Annotated in this window: 18 protein-coding genes and 1 tRNA gene (1 of these 19 cut by a window edge); 12 read left to right on the forward strand and 7 right to left on the reverse strand. The window is 69.8% G+C overall.

Features of this window, described 5'->3' with window-relative positions; translation table 11 throughout:
• From LZ009_RS13220 to dnaQ, 5 genes are all read right to left on the reverse strand, one after another.
• Nucleotides 1–3,994, reverse strand: partial view of a DUF4347 domain-containing protein gene (locus LZ009_RS13220; RefSeq protein WP_275698399.1) — the start only. Its footprint begins 26,099 nt before the window's first position; only the first 3,994 of its 30,093 coding nucleotides appear in the window; its start codon is at nt 3,992–3,994; its stop codon lies beyond the left edge, outside the window.
• 154 nt (nt 3,995–4,148) lie between these two features.
• Nucleotides 4,149–5,288: an MFS transporter gene (locus tag LZ009_RS13225; protein ID WP_346730742.1), complete on the reverse strand. Its 1,140-nt coding sequence runs from the start codon at nt 5,286–5,288 to the stop codon at nt 4,149–4,151.
• Nucleotides 5,289–5,366: 78 nt separating this feature from the next.
• Nucleotides 5,367–6,239 carry a lysozyme family protein gene (locus LZ009_RS13230; RefSeq protein ID WP_275698400.1) on the reverse strand — a complete coding sequence of 291 codons (873 nt, stop codon included), beginning with the start codon at nt 6,237–6,239 and terminating at the stop codon, nt 5,367–5,369.
• Nucleotides 6,240–6,370: 131 nt separating this feature from the next.
• A tRNA-Val gene (locus tag LZ009_RS13235) sits at nt 6,371–6,445 on the reverse strand.
• Between the two features lie 25 nt (nt 6,446–6,470).
• Complete coding sequence (gene dnaQ, locus LZ009_RS13240) at nt 6,471–7,187, reverse strand: DNA polymerase III subunit epsilon (protein ID WP_275698401.1); 717 nt, start codon at nt 7,185–7,187, stop codon at nt 6,471–6,473.
• Between the two features lie 117 nt (nt 7,188–7,304).
• Here dnaQ and LZ009_RS13245 point away from each other — a divergent pair, with 117 nt between their 5' ends.
• From LZ009_RS13245 to LZ009_RS13300, 12 genes are read left to right on the forward strand one after another with little or no spacing between them, the layout of a single operon-like run.
• On the forward strand, nt 7,305–8,105 hold the full coding sequence (locus LZ009_RS13245) for a GntR family transcriptional regulator (RefSeq protein ID WP_275698402.1): 801 nt from the start codon (nt 7,305–7,307) through the stop codon (nt 8,103–8,105).
• Between the two features lie 23 nt (nt 8,106–8,128).
• Complete coding sequence (locus LZ009_RS13250; protein WP_275698403.1) at nt 8,129–9,343, forward strand: ABC transporter substrate-binding protein; 1,215 nt, start codon at nt 8,129–8,131, stop codon at nt 9,341–9,343.
• A gap of 22 nt (nt 9,344–9,365) precedes the next feature.
• Entirely contained in the window at nt 9,366–10,238 is an 873-nt protein-coding gene (locus LZ009_RS13255) for a branched-chain amino acid ABC transporter permease (protein WP_275698404.1), read from the forward strand.
• Nucleotides 10,235–11,239: a branched-chain amino acid ABC transporter permease gene (locus LZ009_RS13260; protein WP_275698405.1), complete on the forward strand. Its 1,005-nt coding sequence runs from the start codon at nt 10,235–10,237 to the stop codon at nt 11,237–11,239. Before LZ009_RS13255 ends, LZ009_RS13260 begins: the two co-directional genes overlap by 4 nt.
• The gene (locus tag LZ009_RS13265) at nt 11,232–11,993 is read left to right on the forward strand and encodes an ABC transporter ATP-binding protein (RefSeq protein ID WP_275698406.1); all 762 of its coding nucleotides are present in this window, start codon (nt 11,232–11,234) and stop codon (nt 11,991–11,993) included. The genes LZ009_RS13260 and LZ009_RS13265 overlap by 8 nt, the downstream gene beginning before the upstream one ends.
• Entirely contained in the window at nt 11,990–12,703 is a 714-nt protein-coding gene (locus LZ009_RS13270) for an ABC transporter ATP-binding protein (protein WP_275698407.1), read from the forward strand. The genes LZ009_RS13265 and LZ009_RS13270 overlap by 4 nt, the downstream gene beginning before the upstream one ends.
• On the forward strand, nt 12,700–13,674 hold the full coding sequence (locus LZ009_RS13275; protein WP_275698408.1) for a tripartite tricarboxylate transporter substrate binding protein: 975 nt from the start codon (nt 12,700–12,702) through the stop codon (nt 13,672–13,674). The genes LZ009_RS13270 and LZ009_RS13275 overlap by 4 nt, the downstream gene beginning before the upstream one ends.
• The gene (locus LZ009_RS13280; RefSeq protein WP_275698409.1) at nt 13,671–14,930 is read left to right on the forward strand and encodes a 3-isopropylmalate dehydratase large subunit; all 1,260 of its coding nucleotides are present in this window, start codon (nt 13,671–13,673) and stop codon (nt 14,928–14,930) included. The genes LZ009_RS13275 and LZ009_RS13280 overlap by 4 nt, the downstream gene beginning before the upstream one ends.
• Nucleotides 14,927–15,424, forward strand: coding sequence for a LeuD/DmdB family oxidoreductase small subunit (locus tag LZ009_RS13285; RefSeq protein ID WP_275698410.1), 498 nt, complete (start codon nt 14,927–14,929; stop codon nt 15,422–15,424). Before LZ009_RS13280 ends, LZ009_RS13285 begins: the two co-directional genes overlap by 4 nt.
• Nucleotides 15,421–16,896, forward strand: coding sequence for a dihydroorotase (locus LZ009_RS13290; protein ID WP_275698411.1), 1,476 nt, complete (start codon nt 15,421–15,423; stop codon nt 16,894–16,896). The genes LZ009_RS13285 and LZ009_RS13290 overlap by 4 nt, the downstream gene beginning before the upstream one ends.
• A gap of 7 nt (nt 16,897–16,903) precedes the next feature.
• Nucleotides 16,904–18,238, forward strand: a complete 1,335-nt coding sequence (locus tag LZ009_RS13295; RefSeq protein ID WP_275698412.1) for an FAD-dependent oxidoreductase — start codon at nt 16,904–16,906, stop codon at nt 18,236–18,238.
• Nucleotides 18,235–19,083 carry an isocitrate lyase/PEP mutase family protein gene (locus LZ009_RS13300; protein ID WP_275698413.1) on the forward strand — a complete coding sequence of 283 codons (849 nt, stop codon included), beginning with the start codon at nt 18,235–18,237 and terminating at the stop codon, nt 19,081–19,083. Before LZ009_RS13295 ends, LZ009_RS13300 begins: the two co-directional genes overlap by 4 nt.
• A gap of 45 nt (nt 19,084–19,128) precedes the next feature.
• Here the strand turns inward: LZ009_RS13300 and fdx are convergent, their stop codons facing one another.
• A complete protein-coding gene (fdx, locus tag LZ009_RS13305) occupies nt 19,129–19,467 on the reverse strand; it encodes an ISC system 2Fe-2S type ferredoxin (protein ID WP_275698414.1) in 339 nt (112 codons plus the stop codon).
• Nucleotides 19,468–21,327 carry a Fe-S protein assembly chaperone HscA gene (hscA, locus tag LZ009_RS13310; RefSeq protein WP_275698415.1) on the reverse strand — a complete coding sequence of 620 codons (1,860 nt, stop codon included), beginning with the start codon at nt 21,325–21,327 and terminating at the stop codon, nt 19,468–19,470.
• Nucleotide 21,328 lies beyond the last annotated feature (1 nt).

Raw genomic sequence — 21,328 nt, forward strand, 5'->3', positions numbered from 1 at the left:
AGAAGTCGTAGACATCCACCGTCACGTCGCCGAACATGCCGGAGAAGTCCAGCGTGTCGAGGAACTCCGGGATCGGCACGCCGGAGATGCTCAGGTCCGGCATCTCGAAGACCGCGCCTACGCCCCAGAGGTTGTTGAACTTGTAGGTATCTGCCCCGGACAGGCCGGACAGCAGGTCGACGCCCGGGCGCAGGGCCTTGTGGTTGAAGACGTTGTTGCCCTGGTCGCCGCGCAGCAGGTTGAAGCCGGTGCCGTAGTTGATGTCGGAGATCTTCGCCGGCAGCTGCAGCGTGCCGGCCGGCTCGAGGATGATGTTCGAGATCCCCGGCATGCTCGTCAGGTTGCCCTCGTAGATGGTCGAGAGGTTGCTGAAGGGATGCGCCAGGCCGGTGAGGAAGCTGCCGAAGTTGTTGCCGAGGTTCAGCAGCCCCTGGCCCGAGGTGATCGGCCCGCGCCGCACGCTGCCGTCGGCGAGGTTGACGTAGGTCGTGCTGAAGATGTTGCCCAGGTCGTCGCCGAGCTTGGACGTAAAGTCGACGTCGTTGTCGATCTGCAGGCCGCTGGGCAGCGCGCGCTCGGTGAAGCCGGGCACGTTGGAGAACTTGGCGCCATTCAACAGGGTCAGCGTGCCGCCGAAGACCGCATCGTGCTTGACGCGCAGGCTGTTGCTGTTGCGGCCCGTGATGACGTCGGTGTTGGCGTCGATGCCGTACACCGTGATGCGTTCGGCCTTGCCGGCGATGTCCTTGACCGTGTTGAGCGACAGGTCGGTGGCGCCGGTCAGCTTCTCGATATACAGCACCGTCACGTTGTCGATCACGTCGAAGGTGAAGCGCAGGGGAATGCTGGCGCCGCTGAAGTCCAGCGTGAGCTTGTGGCCCGCGTCGTGCGTGGCGCCGGCCCGCACGATGGTGTCGCTCCAGCCGTTGCCGAACAGCAGCGTCTGGTTGCCCTTGCCGGTGACGACCTCGGTCACGTTGTTGCCGAACTTGCCCAGCGGCCCCGTGGCCTGCACGGTGACCTGGTTGGCCGCCGCGGCAAAGGTGCCGCTGGCCTTGGAGAAGCCCGGCAGCTTCGAGTCGTTGCCCGCCAGCGCGTTCTCGCGGGTGAAGACGCCCTCACCCACCTTCAGCATGTTGTCGGCGAAGCTCCAGGTCAGGTTCTGGTTCGTCGGCGAGAAGTCGATGATGTCGTTGCGGCTTTCCGTCAGGCGCTCGACCACGGTGTCCTGGCCCCAGCCGTCGCGGAACACGTAGCGGTCGGCGTTGTCGCCGCCGTCGAGCGAGTCGTTGCCGTCGCCACCGGCAATCGTGTCGTTGCCGTCGCCGCCGACGATCGTGTCGTTGCCCACGCCGCCGCTCAGGATGTCGTTGCCCTTGCCGCCATCGACCACGTCGTTGCCGCCGCGTGCGTAGATCTGGTCGTTGCCCACCCCGCCGGTGATGTTGTCGACGGCGCCGTCGTTGCCCAGGAAGGCGTCGGCCGAGCCGGTGCCCACCACCTTCTGGATGTTCGCCACGGTGCCGGTGACGCGGCCCCAGTCGCCGGCCAGGGGGCCGACTTCGGTGATCACGCCCGCGAAGGGCGGCAGCGCCGGCGTGAAGCCGTCGGCGAACTGGCCATGCTGCAGGTTGAGTTCGGCGGCGTCGAAATCGCCGATGTTCCAGGCCGCTTCGCTCACGCCCTGGTAGGTCAGCGTGTTGGTGTTGGCACCGCCATCGAGGTTGCCGCCGATGGCCGCACGGTCGCCCAGCGTGATCTTGTCGTCGCCCGCGCCCGTTTCCAGGTTCCCGCGCAGCACGGCGCCGTCCTTCAGCGTCACTTCGTCGGCCGCCGTGCCGGTGCGCAGCGTGGCCACGTTGTAGACCACCAGCTTGCGGTCGATCAGCCCGCCGATCACCGAGGTGGCCGGGAAGGTGATCGTCACCTTGTTGCCGCGATAGACGACGTCGTCGACCGTCTCGCTGTGCATTTCGACGCTGACCTTGAGCGTGACGGCGATGGCGCTCAGGTCCAGCACCGCCGCGGGAATGTCCTGCGCGGCCGACAGCGGATTGCGGATGGTTAGCGTGTTGCTCAGGCCGTCGCGGTCGTAATTGGTCGCGAAGCCTGCCAGCACCGTGTAGGTGTTGACGCGCGCGCCGCCCACCAGCTCCTCGATGTGCGTGTTGGCGGTGGCGCGGTTGGCGCCCTCGGTGACCTGGAAGAACTCGGCGCCGGCGTTGGCCGATGAGCCCAGCGTAATAGCCAGGTTGGCGTTGACCGTCGCGAAGGACATCGTGTCGGTGCCGCCGCCGTCGGCTTCGCTCGCCACGTCCACGCCCCAGGCCGGGCCGAAAACATAGGTGTCGTCGCCCGCCCCGCCCACCAGCGTCTCGTTGCCCGAGCCGCCATCCAGCGAATCGGCGCCGGCGCCGCCCTGCAGGTCGTCGACTCCACCGCCGCCCGACAGGCTGTCGTCGCCCGCATTCCCGAGCAGGACGTCCGCCTCGGCGTTGCCCACCAGGGTGTTGCCCCCGGCGCTGCCGGTGAGACGGTTGGCCGCCGCATCGCCGCGGATCTCCGAGATGTTCTTGCCGGCCACCACGTCGCGGATGTTCTTCACGCCGCCCGTGAAGCCCACCGCCTGCTTGAAGCCGCCGCCGCCGACGAGCACGGTTTCGAAGTTGACGATGCCGCGGGCCGTGTAGGCGGAGTAGTCCAGCGTGTTGTTGCCGCCGCCGCCGTCCAGCGTGCCGGCCAGCGAGCCGCCGGGCTGCAGGACGAAGGTGTCGTTGCCCAGGCCGCCGATGATGTGCGTGACCTTGTTGACCGTGAGCAGCGGCGTCGCCTGCCCGGTGCGCGTGATCACCACCTGGTTGGTGGCGCCGGCGCTCTTGATGGTGACCGTGAGGTTGCCGGTCACCGCGCTCAGGTTCAGCGTGGTGTCCTGGGTGCCGCCCTTGACGATCTCGACGTTGTCGATGTCGCTGTTGAGCGCGCCGCGGATGGAATTGGTGCCACTGGTGATCTCGGCGAGCGAGCCGTCGGCCGCGAAGCGCAGCGTGATGTCCGCGGCCACGCCGCTCATGTCGATGGTGTCGGTGCCCTCGTTGGCGACCTCCACCACCTTGTCGTCGCCGAACACGCCCGAGAACACGTAGACGTCGTCCAGCTTGCGGCCGGTGAGCGTGTCGTTCTGGTTCGGCAGCGAGAGCAGCCGGTCGCGGGTGGGGGTGTTGCCGGCGTCGCCGGTGATGTCGGCCAGCAGGCCGGGCATGTCCAGGGCCAGCAGGCCGGACTCGATGGTGCCGGTGCGCGCCTCGAGCTCCCAGTTGCCGCCGAGGGCGGCTTCGCCGGTGCGGTCCGTCGATGCGGCGATGTCCGCGCCCGTGAGCGCGGCCAGGCCGGACAGCAGCGCCGCGCCGGGCTCGCCGGCGGCCACGTCGCAGCCGTAGAACAGGATGTCGGCGTCGGCGCTGAGCGCATCGCCCCAGCGCGCCAGCTGGTCGCCGAACTGCGCAAGCCCGGCGGCGTCGAGCGTGGTTGCGCCCAGCTGCAACTGGCCGGCGCTGCCATGACCGAGGATGTGCAGCGAATCGATGCCGCTGCTGCCGGCCAGTGCGTCCGCGATGGCGGAGACTCCGTCCTGGCGGTCGTCGAGCATCACCAGCGTGCTGTCCTGCGGCAGTTGCGGCAGCAGGTCCTGCCAGCGGTCGACCGCCGGGTCGACCACGATGATCGAGCGCGGTGCGGTGCGTGCCTCGGTCAGGCGGAAGTCGACGCGCGGACCGGCAAACACTTGCACCAGCGGCGCCACCGCGGGCTGGTCGTCCGCGGCATCGGGCATCGGCAACAGGTCGGCCGACAGCAGCAGCCGCGGCTCCAGTGCCTCGAACACCATGGACCGGCGGAACGGAACCTTGCGGCGTGCAGGGGCGTCCTTGGCGGTGGAACCGAAAAGGGAATTGCGCTGGGACGGATGTCCCAGCCGCTCGGCATCGAGATCTGGCACGGTTGCCTCCAGGGTCAGCAGTCGCTTTCCCAACGACGAGGCGCAGTTTTTATTGTTGCGTTTCCGGCGTGTCGGAAACACCCTACACAGTACTCCAACAACCGCTTACACGCTTCAAACAGCCGACGAGCGGAAGAAGCGCTGCGACGCGGGTTTACCCCCGTTGACGGAGCACGGCATAAGCGCCACCGCCGCCGAGCAGCGCCGCGGCCGCCCAGAACAGCGGAAGCATGCCCAGGGCCGCGCCGAAGGCGCCGAAGGTCAGCGGCAGCGCCATCTGGTTGAGGCTGATGATGGCGGAGCGCAGGCCCACCGCCTCGCCGGTGCGGTCGGCCGGCGCGCTGTCGTGCAGCAGGCTCATCACCACCGGCTGCCCGCAACCCAGCACCATGCCGAGTGCCACTGCAAGGGGCAGCATGGTGGCCACGAGGGTGCAGAAAGGCATGAGGAAGTAGCCCAGCGCCGCCAGCACCAGCGTGCCGCCCAGCAAGCGCCACTGCGGCACGCGCGCCGCGATCCAGGGCAGCGCCAGCCGCACCAGCGCGCTGCCCACGCCGAAGCCACCAGCCACGACGCCGATCGCCGTGGCCGACAAGCCGTTGCGCGCGCCGTGCAGCGGCACGAGAAAGGTGAACAGGTCCCACCCGGAGGACACCAGGGCGCTGACCACCAGCACCGAACGCAAGGCGGGCAGCCGCAGCAGGTCGATCACGCTGCCGGTCTTCGCGCCGCCCGGCCCCTGCGGCTGCAGCAACGGCGCGGCCAGCTGCAGGAGGGCGAAGGCAAGCAAGGGCGACAGCGACAGCAGCGCGAACGCCCAGCGGTAGCCGAGGTGGTCGATGGCGAGGCCGGCCGTCATCGGGCCCACCAGCGCCGACAGGGAGAAGCCCACGCCCATCAAGCCGAAGGCGCGCGTGCGGTGCGCACCGGCGATGTGGCCGATGGCATTGTTCACGGCCACGTGGACCACGGTGAAGCTGGTTCCGACCAGCACGCAGCAGGCGGCAAGACCCGCCAGCGAAGGCAAGAGCGCGGCACTCCAGGCGCCAGCCACGATGCCGGCCAGGCCCAGCGCGGCGGGCTTGCGGTAGCCGATGCGGTCGACCCAGCGGCCCACCGGCACGGAAATGAAGGTCGCCACCACCATCATCAGGCTCATGAGCAGGCCCACCGTGAGCGCGGACGCCTGCAGGCTCAAGGCGTGCAGCGACACGGCCAGGCGCGCGCCGGCGAAGCCGGCATGGCTGACCGCCAGCAGGACGATCAGCGGCAGGGGACTGGGCGGAGGCAGGATGGGAGGCGGGCCGCTGGGGCCCCGGGTAGCCGGAGGGACCGGGCTATCTTAAGGGCGCCGGATGCGCACCCGGGCGCATCAGCCGTTGGCGCGGCGCGTCCACTGGATGGCGCCGGGCGGCAGGTCGCCGCCGGACTGCGGCTTGACCACGCCATTGGACAGCACGACGTAGCTGCGGCGGCCGGACTCGCCCTTGCCGGACCACTCGATGGTGCCGATGGTGCGCGGCGTGGCCGCGGCCGTGCGGACCGCGGCGGGACGTTCGGCGCCGGCGGCAGCAACGGCCGGCAGCGCCACTTGCGGCAAGGCCGGCATCGCGGGACCGCCCAGGCTGGCATTCAGCTTGTCGGCCTGCAGCGCCCCCGCCCGCACGTTGCGGATGTGGCGCAGCGTTTCGACCGGCAGCTGCTCGGTGTTGAGCCCGCTCCAGGTGCTGCGGGCGCGCGTCGAGAGGTTGTAGTAGATCGAGATGCCTTCGCGCAGCTTGGCGGCGCGCTGCTCCGGCGACAGGCCGAGGCGGGCGATGCGCTGCGCGCTCCAGACGGCGGCTTCGCGCAGCAGGCGCGCTGCGGCATGCACGGCTTCCACCGCATCGTTCGGGTTGCGCAGGCCCACCGCCTTGGCCGTCGCCGGTTCGAACTGGCCGAGGCCCTGGCTCACCACGCCGTTGCGGCCGAGGCCGGCGCGCGGCACCCAGCTGGTCTCGGCGTTGATCACGCCGTAGACGTCGCGGAAATCCAGGCCGACGTCCTTCAGGCCCGCGCGGTCGGCGGCGGAGCGCGCCAGCAGCAGCCGCGAGTTCGGATCCAGCGTGACCGTGCCGCCGCCGAGGTTCGCGGGCACCCAGCGCAGCTGGGAATCCAGCGACGCGGAGGCGGACGCGGCGCCGGCTCCCATCAGGAAAACGGCGAAAACGGCAAGGCAACGGCTGAGGCTGGAGGTCTTCTTCATGTAGGTCACGAGGCGAGGACCTTGTATGACTGGTCCTACACGGATGGTTCCGGCCGGATGGGCTCGCAGCCCGTGAAATTGTCCCCGGCGGAAAGGAAAACGCCACCCGGAGGTGGCGTTTCGAAGAATTCTGGTGGGTGATGCAGGGTTTGAACCTGCGACCCCTGCCGTGTGAAGGCAGTGCTCTACCGCTGAGCTAATCACCCATTTCCCTGTGCGGGAAGCCCATGATTATGCCACAGTCGAAATGCTCAGCTGACGCCAGACTGTCTTGCCGCCGCTGGCCTTGTCCAGTTGCTTGAGCACGTCCTCGTGGGCCGCCGCTTCCTGGTCGCTGGCCAGCAGCACAGGCAGCGTGAACTGGCGCAGGTCGATGCGGGTGACGATGCCGCTGACGGCGCTGGCGTCGCCCTCGTCGATCAGCAGGGCGTCCTGGCCGCGCGTGAGGTTGATGTAGACGTCGGCCAGCAATTCGGCGTCCAGCAACGCGCCGTGCAGCGTGCGGCCGGAGTTGTCGACTTCCAGCCGGTCGCACAGCGCATCCAGGCTGTTGCGCTTGCCGGGATACATCTCCTTGGCCATGGCCAGGGAGTCGGTCACCTTGGCCACGTGCCCGGTGAACGCAGGCCGGCCCAGCAGTTCCAGCTCCTTGTTCAGGAAGCCGATGTCGAAGGGCGCGTTGTGGATGATGATCTCGGCGCCGGCGACGTACTCCATGAACTCGTCGACGACGGCCGCGAACTTCGGCTTGTCGCGCAGGAACTCGTTGCTGATGCCGTGCACCTTGAGCGCGTCCTCGTGCGAGTCGCGCTCCGGGTTCAGGTAGAAATGCTTGTTGTTGCCGGTGAGCTTGCGGGCCACCAGCTCCACGCAGCCGATCTCGATGATGCGGTCGCCGGTCTCGGCGGACAGGCCGGTGGTTTCGGTGTCGAGGACGATCTGGCGCATCGGCGCGATTATAGGGAGCCACCCCCGGGCGCCGGCCACCCGGACGGCGCTTCCGTGCGAATGTCCCATGCAATGTCCCATTGACAGGACATTGCAACCGATCGACCATGCGCAGCCATGGCGGACACCCTCCCCCTGCCCAAGTACCACCAGATCTACCTGGTGCTGCGCGAGCAGTTGCACGAGGGCCGCTTCGCCCAGGGCCTGCCCGGCGAACTGGCCTTGATGCGGCAGTTCGGCGTGGCGCGCGTCACCGTGCGCCGGGCGCTGCAGGAGCTGGCCGGCGAAGGCCTGATCGCGCGCGAGCGCGGCCGCGGCACCCATCCCGTGGCCGGCAGCATCGTGCCCATCGCCACCCGCGCGTCCGACCCCGGCATCAAGCGCACGCGGCTCACCGGGCTGCTGGAAAACATCGTGGCGACCAGCCTGCACACCTCGGTCAAGGTGCTGGAGGTGACGCAGGTTGCCGCCACCGTCGAAGTCGCGCAGGCGCTGCGCCTGCTGCCCGGCGACCCGGTGCAGAAGGCGGTGCGGGTGCGCTCCACGCGCGCCGGGCCGCTGTCGCACATCACCACCTGGGTGCCGGCGGAACTCGCACGCAGCTTCGGCAAGCGCGAACTGCAGAAGAAGGCGATCCTGCTGCTGCTGGAAGAGGCCGGCGTGCGGGTGGGCGGCGCCCACCAGACCATTTCCGCACGACTGGCCGACGCGCAGGTCGCGTCCCACCTGGGCATCGCCGTCGGCTCGGCGCTGATGGCGGTGCGCCGCCTGATCCACGACGAACAGGGCAAGCCGGTGCAGTGGCTGCACGGCCTGTACCGCCCGGATCGCTACGAATACCAGATGCAGCTGTCCCGCATCGGCGACATCGACGCCAAGGTGTGGGTCAGCCGCGAGTTGTCCGCGCAGTTCCATTGAAGAAACTTCCAGGAGAACGAACGATGAGCCAGATCCAGAACAGCCGCCGCCGCTTCGTGGTGCAGGCCGGCGCGGCCGGCGCCGCCCTTGCCTTCCCGCTGGTGGGCGGCGCGCAGCCCAAGTCCGTGCGCGTCGGCGTGCTGCATCCGGTGACGGGCGCCCTGGCCTACTCGGGCCAGCAATGCCGCGAAGGCGCGCTGATGGCCATCGAGGACATCAACAAGGCCGGCGGCATCAAGTCCATGGGCGGGGCCAAGATCGAGCCGCTGCTGGGCGACGCGCAATCGACGCCCGCGGCGGGCACGGCGGAAGTCGAGAAGATGAACGATGCCGGCGTGAGCTGCATCGTGGGCGCCTACGCCTCGGCAATCTGCCTGGCGACGACGCAGGCCGCGGCCAAGTACAACCTGCCGCACATCGTCGACGTCGGCGTGGCCGACCAGATCGTCGAGCGCGGGCTGAAGAACACCTTCCGCTTCGCCCCAGGCTACACCAAGTGCGCGCAGGTCGCGCTGGCCAACCTGCACGTGCTGAATACCGCCGCCGGCAAGCCGGCCAGGAGCGTGATGATCATCCACGAGGAGTCGCTGTTCGGCACCGGCACCGCCAACCTGCTGGCGCGCGAGCTGCCCGGCTACGGCTACGAGGTGAAGGAGGTCGTCAAGCACGCCAACCCCACGCGCGACTTCAACAACATCGTGCTGCGGATGAAGGCGCTCAACCCCGACATCGTCATCCCCGCCAACTACTACAACGAATACGCGCTGCTGGTGCGCACCATGCAGCAGCAGAAGGTGCGGCCCAAGGCGATCTACTCGGTGCTGGGCGGCGCGGCTTCCAGCTACAAGTTCGTCAAGGAGTTCCCGGACGCGGCCGAAGGCATCATCGACTGCAACCACTGGTTCAACCCCAAGGACAAGCGCAGCGCGGAGCTGAAGAAGCGCACCGAGGCCAAGAACATCTTCTACAGCTACGAGGTGTTCCTCACCTATACGGCGATGCGCCTGCTGGCCGACACGCTGGAGCGGGCGAAGTCCGCCGACCGCGCGGCGATCATCAACGCGCTGGAGACCAGCACCTTCAGCGACCACTTCCTGCCCTACGGCCCGACCAAGTTCGTCAATGGCCAGAACACCGGCGCGCAGCCGCTCATGACGCAGGTGCTGGACAAGGACATCAAGGTGATCGTGCCGCGCGACTACCGCCAGGCCGACCCGGTCTTCCCGCTGAAGGCCTGAACGCGCGCACCGCGGGACGCCCATGTTCGACTTCGGCATCCTGTTTCCCGCGGTGTTGAACGGCCTGACCACCGGCGCGGTGTACGCGCTGGTGGCGCTGGGGCTCACGCTGATCTACGGCGTGCTGCACATCATCAACTTCGCCCACGGCGCGGCGCTGATGATGGCGCTGTACGGCGTGTACTTCCTCAAGCAGGCGCTGGGCCTGGACCCTTACCTCGCGCTCTTGCCGATGGTGGCGCTGATGTTCGCCGCCGGCTACGGCCTGCAGCGGCTGGTGGTCAACCGCGCGAGCCACGGTAAGGACGAGAACATCCTGCTGGTCACACTGGGGATCTCCATCGTGCTGGAGAACCTGGCGCTGCTGGCCTTCCGCTCCGACACGCGCACCATCGACACGGCCTACACGTTGACCACGGTGCCGATCGGGCCGGCGATGATCGCGCTGCCCAAGATCGTCGCCTTCTTCGGCGCGCTGGTGGTGTCGGCGGTGCTGCTGTGGATCGTGAAGCGCACCGACCTCGGCCGCGCCATCCGCGCGGTGGCGCGCGAGAAGCACGGGGCGCGGCTGGTCGGCATCGACGTGGACCACGTCTACGCCATGAGCTTCGGCATCGGCTTCGCCTGCCTGGGCGCGGCGGCCTGCTTCCTGCTGCCCGCCTATTACGTCAATCCCACGGTGGGCAACGGCTTCGTGCTGGTGGCCTTCACCATCGTCGTGCTGGGCGGCATGGGCAGCTTCGCCGGTGCGCTGGTGGGCGGGCTGCTGGTGGGCGTGGTGGAGTCGCTGGGCGGCCTCTGGCTCGGCGAGTCGCTGGGCCAGGTCGGCATCTTCCTGCTGTTCATCGCCGTGCTGCTGTTCCGGCCGCAGGGGCTGTTCGGAGCGAAGGCATGAGGCGCGACCTGCTGCAGCTGGCGGTCTTCGTGGTGGCAGCGGCGCTGCTCACGCTGTTCGCGCAGTCGGGCGCCCTGCTGAACCTGGTGATGATGGCGCTCTACGGCGCGCTGATGGCGCAGGCCTGGAACCTGCTGGGCGGCTATGGCGGGCAGTTCTCCTTCGGCCATGCCCTCTTCTTCGGCACCGGCGCCTACGTGCAGGCGATCGCGCAGGTGCAGGGCCACCTCAATCCCTGGCTGGCGCTGCTGCTGGCCGTCGCGGCGGCGGCGGCGGTGGGCCTGGGCGTGGGCGCGCTGTCGTTCCGCTACGGCCTGCGCGGCTCCTACTTCGCGCTGGTCACGCTGGCGTTTGCCGAGGTCTTCCGGATCCTGGCGCTGTCCGTGCCTTTCACCGGCGCCGGCGTCGGCCTGATGGTGCCGCTGCAGGCCGGCGCCGCCAACATGCAGTTCGCCGACAAGCGCGGCTTCGCCTGGCTGGCGTTGGCGCTGCTCGCGCTGGCGCAACTGCTCACGGTGTGGCTGCGGCATTCGCGCTTCGGCGCGCGGCTGCAGGCGGTGCGCGACAACGAGGATGCGGCCCGGGCGATCGGCGTCGATCCCTTCCGCGTGAAACTGGGCGCCATCGTGCTGTCGGGCGGGCTCATGGGCGCGGGCGGCGCTTTCTACGTGCAGGTGTTCCAGTACCTCGACCCCGGCATCGCCTACGGCGCGCACACCTCGGTGGAAGCGCTGGTCGCCGCCATCGTCGGCGGGCTGGGCACGCTGTGGGGGCCGGTGCTCGGGGCGGTTGCCCTGCACATCCTGGGCGACCTCACGCGCAACCTGTTCGGCGCCCTGCCCGGCATCAACATGGTGATCTACGGCGTGGTGCTGGTGGTGATCGTCATGTTCGCGCCGCGCGGCCTGCTGGGCGTGGGCCAGTCGGTGCGGCACCTGTGGCGGCGCGCCACGGGGCCCGCCCCGGGCGCCGCGGCAGCTCCGGAGGACGCCCGTGGCTGACGCCCTGCTGCAGCTCGCGGGCGTGTCGAAGTCCTTCGGCGGCCTCGCCGCGGTGCGCGACGTTTCGCTGGCGCTGCCGGCCGGCACGCTCTCCGCGCTGATCGGGCCGAACGGCGCCGGCAAGACCACCCTGTTCGCGCTGATGTCCGGCTTCCTCCGGCCCGACGCGGGCCGCGTGGTGTTCGACGGCCACGACATCACCGGCACCCCGCCGCACCTGAACGCGCGCCGCGGCATGACCCGCACCTTCCAGATCGTGCAGCCTTTCGCCGCGCAGACGGTGCGCGAGAACATCGCCGTCGGCGCCCACCTGCATTGCGCCGATCGGCGCGAGGCGCTGGCGCGCGCCGAGGCCGTGGCGCAGCGGGTCGGCCTGCGCGCGGCACTCGACCAGCCGGCCGGCGAGTTGACGGTGGCCGGCCGCAAGCGGCTGGAGCTCGCCCGGGCGCTGGCCACGCAACCGAAACTGCTGCTGCTGGACGAAGTGCTGGCGGGGCTCAACCCGCAGGAAGTGGCCGAGATGGTGCCGGTGGTGCGCGCCATCGCCGACGGCGGCGTCACGGTGCTGATGATCGAGCACGTGATGCAGGCGGTGATGAACCTGGCGGCCCACGTCTGGGTGCTGGCGCAGGGCCAGCTGATCGCAAGCGGAACGCCCGGCGAAGTCACCCGCGACGAGCGCGTGATCGAAGCCTACCTGGGCCCCGGCACGGCACGACGGCTGGCGCGCTTCATGCCGCAGGAGGCGGCATGAGCGAAGCGCTGCTTTCCGTGCAGGGCCTGCGCAGCGGCTACGGCGCCGTGGAGGTGCTGCGCGGCGTTACGCTGGAGGTGCGGCCCGGCGAGATCGTGGCGCTGCTCGGGAGCAACGGCGCCGGCAAGACCACCTTCAACCAGACCGTGAGCGGATTGGTGGCGGCCCGGGCCGGCAGCATCCGCTTCGACGGCCGCGACATCACCCATGCGCACTACCGCGCGGTGGTGGAACTCGGCCTGATCCACGTGCCCGAGGGCCGGCGCATCTTCCCCAACCTCTCGGTGCTCGAGAACCTGGAGCTCGGCGCCTTCGCCCGCGCCCGCGCCAACCGCGCGCGCAACCTGGAACGCGTATTCGCGATCTTCCCGCGGCTCAAGGAGCGCACGCGCCAGGCCGCCGGCACCATGAGCGGCGGCGAGCAGCAGATGCTGGCCATAGGCCGCGGCCTGATGGGCGAGCCGCGCCTGCTGATCCTGGACGAGCCCTCGCTCGGCCTGTCGCCGCTGCTGGTGGAGGAACTGTTCGGGCTGATCGGGCGCCTGCACGCCGACGGCCTCGCCATCCTGCTGGTGGAACAGAACGTCGCGCAGTCGCTCGAGATCGCCCAGCGCGCCTACGTGCTCGAGAACGGGGCCGTGCAGTTTTCCGGCGGCAGCGAGGAGCTGCTCGCCACCGACCGCCTGCGCCAGGCCTACCTGGGCGCATGAAAAGGAGACAAGATGTGAACCGCCTTTCCCGCCGCGCCCTGCTGCTGGCCGCAGCCGCCGCGCCCCTCGCCCGCGCGCAAGGCACGCAGCCGCCGGTGCGCATCCTCGTCGGCGCGCCACCGGGCGGCACGACCGACACCATGGCGCGCGCCGTCGCCGTCGAAATGGGCCGCGCCCTGGGCCGCACCGTGCTGGTCGAGAACAAGCCGGGCGCCGGCGGCAACATCGCCGCGGACGCCGTGGCCAAGTCGGCGCCGGACGGCACGACGCTCCTCATGAGCTTCACGAGCCATGCGATCAACGCGAGCCTCTACCCGAGCCTGCCCTTCGACCCGGAGAAGGACTTCACGCCGCTCACCATGGTGTCGACCTCGCCCGCGCTGCTGGTGGCCAATCCCGCGGTGCCCGCCAACAACCTGCGCGAGCTGATCGCCCTGGCGAAGGCGCGGCCCGGCAAGCTGAACTTCGCCATCGGCGGCGTCGGCTCCTCGGTGCACATGGCAGGCGAAGCCTTCAAGATGATGTCGGGCAGCTACATCGTCAACATCCCGTACAAGGGCACCGCGCCGGCGATCCAGGACGTGCTGGCCGGCCAGGTGGAGCTGATGTTCGCCAACGTCGGCAACGCGCAGGCGCATGTGAAGGCCGGCAAGCTCAAGGCGCTGGGCGTGACCAGCCCGCAGCGCCTGCCCGCCTTTCCGGACGTGCCGGCGATCGGCGAAGTGCTGCCCGGCTACCAGTCCACGGCCTGGTTCGGCCTGTTCGGGCCGGCCAAGCTGCCGCCGGAGCTGACCAAGCGCCTGAGCGACGCCGCGCGGCAGGCGGTCGGCTCGCCCGAGGTGCGCAAGCGCATCGAATTCGAGGGCGCCACGCCGGTCGGCAACACGCCCGACGAGTTCGCGCGCTTCGTGCACGAGGAGATCGTGCGCTGGGCGAAGGTGGTGAAGTACTCGGGAGCGAAGCCGGAATGACGCAGTCCCTCGCGCAGAAGCTGGTGGCCCGCGCCGCGGGGCGGGACAGCGTGCGCGTGGGCGAGATCGTGACGTGCAAGGTCGACCTTGCCATGTTCCACGATTCGTCCGGGCCCCGCCGCCTGCAGCCGATGCTGGAGCAGCTGGGCGCCGGGCTCTGGGACAAGTCACGCATCGTGCTGGTGATGGACCACTACGTGCCGGAACGCAGCGACGACGCCCGCCGCATCGTGCGCATCGCGCGCGACTGGGCGCGCGACCAGCAGCTGCCGCACGTGTACGACTCGGTCGGCATCTGCCACGTGGTGGTGCCGCAGCACGGCCACATCCGGCCCGGCCTGTTCTGCGTAGGCGGCGATTCGCATTCGCCCACCGGCGGCGCCTTCGGCGCCTACATGTTCGGCGTGGGCAGCACCGAAATGCTGGGCGTGGTGACCACCGGCGAGATCTGGGTGCAGGTGCCGCGGACGATCCGCATGCGCTGGGACGGCCGGCTGGCCGCCGGCGTGGCGGCCAAGGACATGATGCTGGCCATGATCGCCCGCTTCGGCATGAACGGCGGCGCCTGGCAGGCGGTGGAGTTCGCGGGCGAGGCCGTGCGCGCGCTGCCCATGCACGAACGCATGACGCTGGCCAACATGAGCGCGGAGCTCGGCGCGCAGGTGGGCCTGGTGGCGCCGGACGAAGTGACGCGTGCCTGGCTCGCCGAGCACGGCGCCCCCGGCGTGGACATCGCGCCCTGGCATTCGGACCCGGACAGCTGGGACGAGGAGCATGCCTTCGATGCCGGCGCGCTGGCCCCGCAGGTCGCGGCGCCCTTCAGCCCCGCCAACGCCGGCCCGGTGCAGGACCACGCGGGCACGGCCATCCAGGCGGCCTACATCGGCGCCTGCACCGGCGCCAAACTGGAAGACCTGCGCTTCGCGGCGCAGGTGCTGCGCGGGCGCCATGTCGCCGCCGGGGTGCGCCTGCTGGTGGCGCCGGCCAGCCACGCCGACCGCGACACCGCGCTGGCCGAAGGAACCCTGCAGGCCCTGACGGACGCCGGCGCACAGCTGCTCCCCAGCGCCTGCGGCGTCTGCGCCGGCTATGGCGACAGCTTCGGAGCCGGTGAAACCGTCATCTCCAGCACCGCGCGCAACTTCAAGGGCCGCATGGGCCCGGCCAGCACGCAGGTCTACTTGGCCTCGCCCTATACGGTCGCCGCATCGGCGCTGGCGGGACGCATTGCCGATCCGCGCGAGGTGCTCGCATGAGCGGGCCGCATCGCGTCTGGAAACTGCCGGCGCAGGTGGACACCGACGCGCTGGCGCCGGGCAGCTGGATGCAGCACGGCATCGACGTCATCGCGCAGCACTGCCTGGAGTCGCTGCGGCCCGATTTCGCTGCGGGCGTGCAGCCGGGCGACGTGGTGGTGGCCGGCGCGGACTTCGGCATCGGCTCCTCGCGCGAGCAGGCCGCCGCCGCCTTGCGCCACCTTGGCGTGGCCGCCGTGATCGCGCCCTCCTTCGCCGGCCTGTTCTTCCGCAATGCCTTCAACCTCGGCCTGCTGCTGCTCACCTGTCCGGGCTGCGAACGCATCGCCGAAGGCGAGTCCATCACGCTGGACGCCGCCACGGGACGCGTCACCCGCGCCAATGGCGAAGTGCTGCAGGCCGATCCCATTCCACCTTTCCTGCTCGCCATGGTGCAAGCCGGCGGGCTGCTGCCCCAGTTGAAAAGCCGATTCGCAACGAGGACTTCACCGTGACCGCTCCGCCCTACGACCTCCTGATCAAGAACGTGCGCGTGGTGCGCCCCCACGGCAACGTGGTGCACGAAGGCGACATCGCCATCCAGGACGGCAAGTTCGCGCGCGTGGCGCCCGCCATCGATGCGACGCTGGCCAAGGAAGTGCACGACGGCCGCGGGCTGCTGGCCTTCCCCGGCGTGGTCGACGCCCACATGCACAGCGGCATCTATTCGCCGCTGGCCGAGGACGCGGTGACCGAGTCCAAGGCCGCGGCCATGGGCGGCGTGACCTCCAGCCTCAACTACTTCCGCACCGGCCAGTACTACCTGAACAAGGGCGGACCGTATGCGGACTTCTATCCCGAGGTGCTGGAGACCAGCAAGGGCCGCTTCCACGTCGACTACGGCTTCCACCTGGCACCCATGGACAGCACCCACATCGAGGAGATCCCGATGCTGGTGGAGAAGTACGGCGTGGCCAGCTTCAAGATCTTCATGTTCTACGGCTCGCATGGCCTGCACGGCGCCAGCGACGCGCAGCGCAGCTTCCTCATGATCGGCGACGACCAGCGCTACGATTTCGCCCACTTCGAATTCATCATGCGCGGCATCCAGGCCGCCCGCGAGCGCTTCCCCGAGAAGGCCGACCAGCTCTCGCTGTCGTTGCACTGCGAGACGGCGGAGATCATGACGGCCTACACGAAGATCGTGGAGAAGGACAAGTCGCTGTCGGGCCTGGCGGCCTACAGCGCGTCGCGGCCGCAGCATTCCGAGGGCCTCGCGGTCTTCATCGCTTCCTACCTCGCCAACGAGACGGCGCTGCCCACCATCAACCTGCTGCACCTGAGCTCGCGCAAGGCGGTGCAGGCCGCGCTGATGATGGCCGAAACCTTCCCCCACATCGACTTCCGGCGCGAAGTGACCATCGGCCACCTGATGCTGGACATCGATTCGCCCGCCGCCGAACTGGCCAAGGTGAACCCGCCGATCCGGCCCCGCGCCGACGTCGAATATCTCTGGGAGGCGCTGCTGGCCGGGGAACTGGACTGGGTGGTCTCCGACCACGCCTGCTGCCGCCACGAAACCAAGATCGCCAAGAGCTACTTCGGCAACATCTGGATGGCCAAGAGCGGCTTCGGCGGCACCGAGTACCTGCTGCCGGCGCTGGTGAGCGAAGGCACGCGGCGCGGCATGGGTTACAACCACATGGCGAAGGTGACCAGCTGGGCGCCGGCGCAGCGCTTCGGCCTGAACCGCAAGGGCGACATCGCCGAAGGCTACGACGCCGACCTGGCGCTGGTCGATCCGGCGAAGACCTGGACCATCCACGCCAGCGAATCGCCCTCCACGCAGGGCTACACGCCTTTCGAGGGGCTGGAGCTGTCGGCGCGGGTGGAAGCGACCTACCTGCGCGGCACCCAGGTCTATGCGCAGGACCGCGGCGTGCTCGGCCAGCCGCGCGGGCAGTACCTGTTCCGGCCGACCGCTTGATGGCCTGATGGCATCGTCGCCGCGCATCGTGCGCACCGGGCACTTCGAGGCGCCGGTCCGGGTGCCCGTCGCCATCGTCGGCGCCGGCGCCTGCGGCCTCGTGGCGGCGATCGCCTTGCGCGATGCGGGCGTCGACTGCCTGCTGCTGGAACGCGACACGGCGCCCACCGGGTCGACGGCGCTCTCCTCCGGCTTCATCCCCGCTGCCGGCACGCATGCGCAGGCTGCGCAAGGCATCGCGGACAGCCCGGAAGCCTTTGCAGCGGACATCCAGCACAAGGCGCGTGGCACGGCCGCGCCGCACCTCGTGCAGGCTTACGCCAATGCCGCCGCGGCGGCGATCGACCGGCTCGCCACGCACGGCCTGCGCTTCCAGGTCCTCGACAACTTCCTCTATCCCGGCCACACGGTGCACCGCATGCACACGCTGCCGCAGCGCACCGGGGCCGCACTGGTGGCCGCCTTGCTGGACGCCGCGCAGCGGGCCGGCGCCGATCTCCTCACCTCCGCGCGCGCGGTGGAACTGCACGTGGACGCCGGCGACCGCGTCCTGGGCCTCGCGTTCGAGCGCCCGGACGGCGCCATTGAACGCGTCGCCTGCGACGCCCTGCTGCTCGCCTGCAACGGCTTCGGCGGCAATGCGACGCTGGTGCGCGAGCTGTTGCCGGAAATGCGCGATGCGACCTTCGCCGGCCATGCCGGCAACGACGGCAGCGCCATCGTCTGGGGCCAGGCACTGGGCGCGGCGACCGCCGACCTCGGCGGCTACCAGGGCCACGGCTCGTGGGTCGTGCCGCAAGGCGCGCTGATGACGTGGGCGGTGATGATGGAAGGCGGCGTGCAGCTCAATGCGCGCGGCGAGCGTTTTCACGACGAGACGGCGGGCTACTCCGAAGCGGCGGTGCAGGTGCTGGCGCAGCCGGGCGGCATCGCCTGGAACGTGTTCGGCGACCGGCAGCTGGCGCTGGCACGCGAGTTCCCGGATTTCGTCGCGGCGGAAAGTGCCGGTGCGCTGCGGACCGCGCAGGACCGGACTGCGCTGGCACGCATCATCGGCTGCGCGCAAGACGCGCTCGCCCCCGAGATTGCCCGCTTCGGCCCGCCTTTCCATGCGGTGCGCGTAACCGGCGCGCTGTTCCACACCCAGGGCGGACTCGCCATCGACGAACTCTGCCGGGTGCGGCGAGCCGACGGCACCGTCTTCCCCAACCTGCTCGCCGCCGGCGGCGCCGCCCGCGGCGTCAGCGGCAATGCGGTCTGGGGCTATCTTTCCGGCAACGGCCTGCTGAGCGCCGTCGCCGGCGGCTGGATCGCCGCCCACACCCTCACGGAGGCTTCATGAAGGAACTGCTGCAACGGCCCCAGCCGCTGCTGGCCCCCGGCGTCTACGACGCGCTCAGCGCGCTCGCCGCGCAGCAGGCCGGCTTCGAGGCGCTTTACCTGTCCGGTGCGTCCATCGCCTACACGCGGCTGGGACGGTCGGACGTCGGGCTCACCACGGCCAGCGAAGTGGCGAACACGCTGGCCAACATCACGGACCGCGTGTCGCTTCCGGTGATCGTCGACGCCGACACGGGCTTCGGCAATGCCCTGAACGTGCAGCGGACGGTGCGCGACTTCGAACGCGCGGGCGCCGCCATGATCCAGCTGGAGGACCAGGGCTTTCCCAAGCGCTGCGGGCACCTCGATGGCAAGACGGTGGTCGCCACCGGCGAGATGGTCGGCAAGCTGAAGGCGGCGCTGGATGCGCGCCGCAGCGCCAGCACGCTGGTGCTGGCGCGCACCGATGCGCTGGCGATCGAAGGGCTGGACGCGGCGCTGGAGCGGGCCGAGCGCTACCTGGAATGCGGGGTGGACGCGCTGTTCATCGAGGCCTTGCGCTCGCCGGAACAGATGCAGGCGGCCTGCGCCCGGTTCGCGTCCCGTGTGCCCCTGCTGGCGAACATGGTGGAAGGCGGGAAGACGCCGATCCTGAGCGCCGCCGAACTGGGGCGGATCGGCTTCCGGATCGTGATCTTCCCCGGCGGCACGGCGCGGGCGGTGGCGCATACGCTGCAGCGGTACTACGGAACGCTGAAGAAGGATGGCACCACCGCGGCGATGCGCGGGGAGATGCTGGACTTCGACGGGCTGAACGAAGTGATCGGAACGCCGGGCTTATTGGCGGCGGGGAAACGCTACGAGTGAGCCCCAGCCCTTGTCATTGCGGGCTTGACCCGGGATGACATTCGTTCAATGCTTCTCTTTGGCGTGGTTGATCGAGTACTTCGGAATCTCGACCACCAGGTCCTTCTGCGCCACGATCGCCTGGCACGACAGGCGCGAGTCCGGCTCCAGGCCCCAGGCGCGATCGAGCAGGTCTTCCTCGCTCTCGTCCATCTCGTTGAGCGAGCTGAAGCCCTCGCGCACGATCACGTGGCAAGTGGTGCAGGCGCAGCTCATGTCGCAGGCGTGCTCGATCTCGATGCCGTTGTCCAGCAGCGCCTCGCAAATGGAAGTGCCGCCGGGCGCATCGATCTGCGCGCCGTTGGGGCAGTACTCGGGATGGGGAAGGATCTTGATGACGGGCATTCAGATGGCCTCTACGTTCTTGCCGGCAAGAGCCTTGCGGATGCCCTCGTTCATCCGTTGCGCCGCGAAGGCTTCGGTGCCTTTCGCCAGCGCCTGCACCGCGGCTTCGACCGCCGCGGGATCGGTGCTCGTTTGCGCCACCTGCCGCAGCGCGACGACCAGCGTTTCGATGGCCTCGCGCTCGTCCGGCCGCAGCAGGTCGGCGTCGGCATCCAGCGCGCTTTGCGTCGCCAGCAGCATGCGCTCGGCATCCACCCGCGCGGTGGTCAGCGCGCGCGCCTTCATGTCCGCTTCGGCGGTGGTGAAGCTCTCGCGCAGCATGGTGGCGATCTGGTCGTCCGAGAGCCCGTAGGAGGGCTTGACGGCGATCTGCGCCTCGACGCCGCTGCCCTGCTCCCGCGCCGACACGTTCAGCAGGCCGTCGGCGTCGACGGTGAAGGTCACGCGGATGCGCGCGGCGCCGGCGGCCATCGGCGGGATGCCGCGCAGCTCGAAGCGCGCCAGGCTGCGGCAGTCGGCGACCAGGTCGCGCTCGCCCTGCACCACGTGGATGGCCATCGCGGTCTGGCCGTCCTTGAAGGTGGTGAAGTCCTGCGCCTTGGCGGTGGGGATGGTCTCGTTGCGCGGCACGATGCGCTCCACCAGCCCGCCCATGGTTTCTATGCCCAGCGAGAGCGGGATGACGTCCAGCAGCAGCAGGTCGCCCTGCGGGTTGTTGCCCGCGAGCTGGTTGGCCTGGATGGCGGCGCCCAGCGCCACCACCTCGTCGGGATTCAGGTTGGTCAGCGGTTCGCGGCCGAAGAACTCGGCGACGGCCACGCGCACCTGCGGCATGCGGGTCGAGCCCCCCACCAGCACCACGCCTTGCACTTCGTGCCGCTGCAGTTTCGCGTCGCGCAGGGCCTTGCGCACGGCGACCAGCGTCTTCGCGGTCAGCTCCTTCGTCGCCGCATCGAATTCGGCGCGCGTGACGGTGACATCCACGCTGCGGCCCTCGAGCGCCACCGGCACGGTGACGGTGGCCACATCGGACAGCCGCTCCTTGACCGAGCGCGCCAGCATCTTGATGGCGGCCTTGGCGGAAGCGCTGCTCGCCTGCAGGCCCGAGCGCGCCAGCAGCACGTCCGCCAGCGCGCGGTCGTAATCGTCGCCGCCCAGCGCGGAGTCGCCGCCGGTGGACACCACCTCGAACACGCCGGCCGTGAGGCGCAGCACGGAGATGTCGAAGGTGCCGCCGCCCAGGTCGTAGACGGCGTAGAGCCCTTCACTGCCGTTGTCCAGCCCGTAGGCGATCGCCGCCGCCGTGGGTTCGTTGATCAGCCGCAGCACGTTCAGGCCGGCCAGCCGCGCGGCGTCCTTGGTCGCCTGGCGCTGCGCTTCGTCGAAGTAGGCCGGCACGGTGATCACCGCGCCGTACAGGTCGTCGTTGAAGGTGTCTTCCGCCCGGAAGCGCAGCGTGGCGAGGATCTCGGCGCTGACTTCCACCGGCGACTTGCGGCCCGCGCGCGTCTCCAGCATCACCATGCCGGGCTCGTCGATGAAGCGGTACGGCAGCTTCTCGCGGTTGGCGATGTCCGCCAGGCCGCGGCCCATGAAGCGCTTGACCGAAGCGATGGTGTTTTCGGGGTCCTCGGCCTGCGCGGCCTGCGCGGCGTCGCCGATCTGGCGGCGATCCTCGGGCAGGTAGCGCACCACGGAAGGCAGGAGCACGCGGCCCTGGTCGTCGGGCAGGCATTCGGCGACGCCGTTGCGCACGGAAGCGACCAGCGAATGCGTGGTGCCGAGGTCGATGCCGACGGCGATGCGGCGCTGGTGCGGGTCGGGCGAGGCGCCCGGTTCGGAGATCTGGAGCAGGGACATG

The organism is Ramlibacter paludis, assembly GCF_022012305.1.
GTDB lineage: Bacteria > Pseudomonadota > Gammaproteobacteria > Burkholderiales > Burkholderiaceae_C > Ramlibacter > Ramlibacter paludis.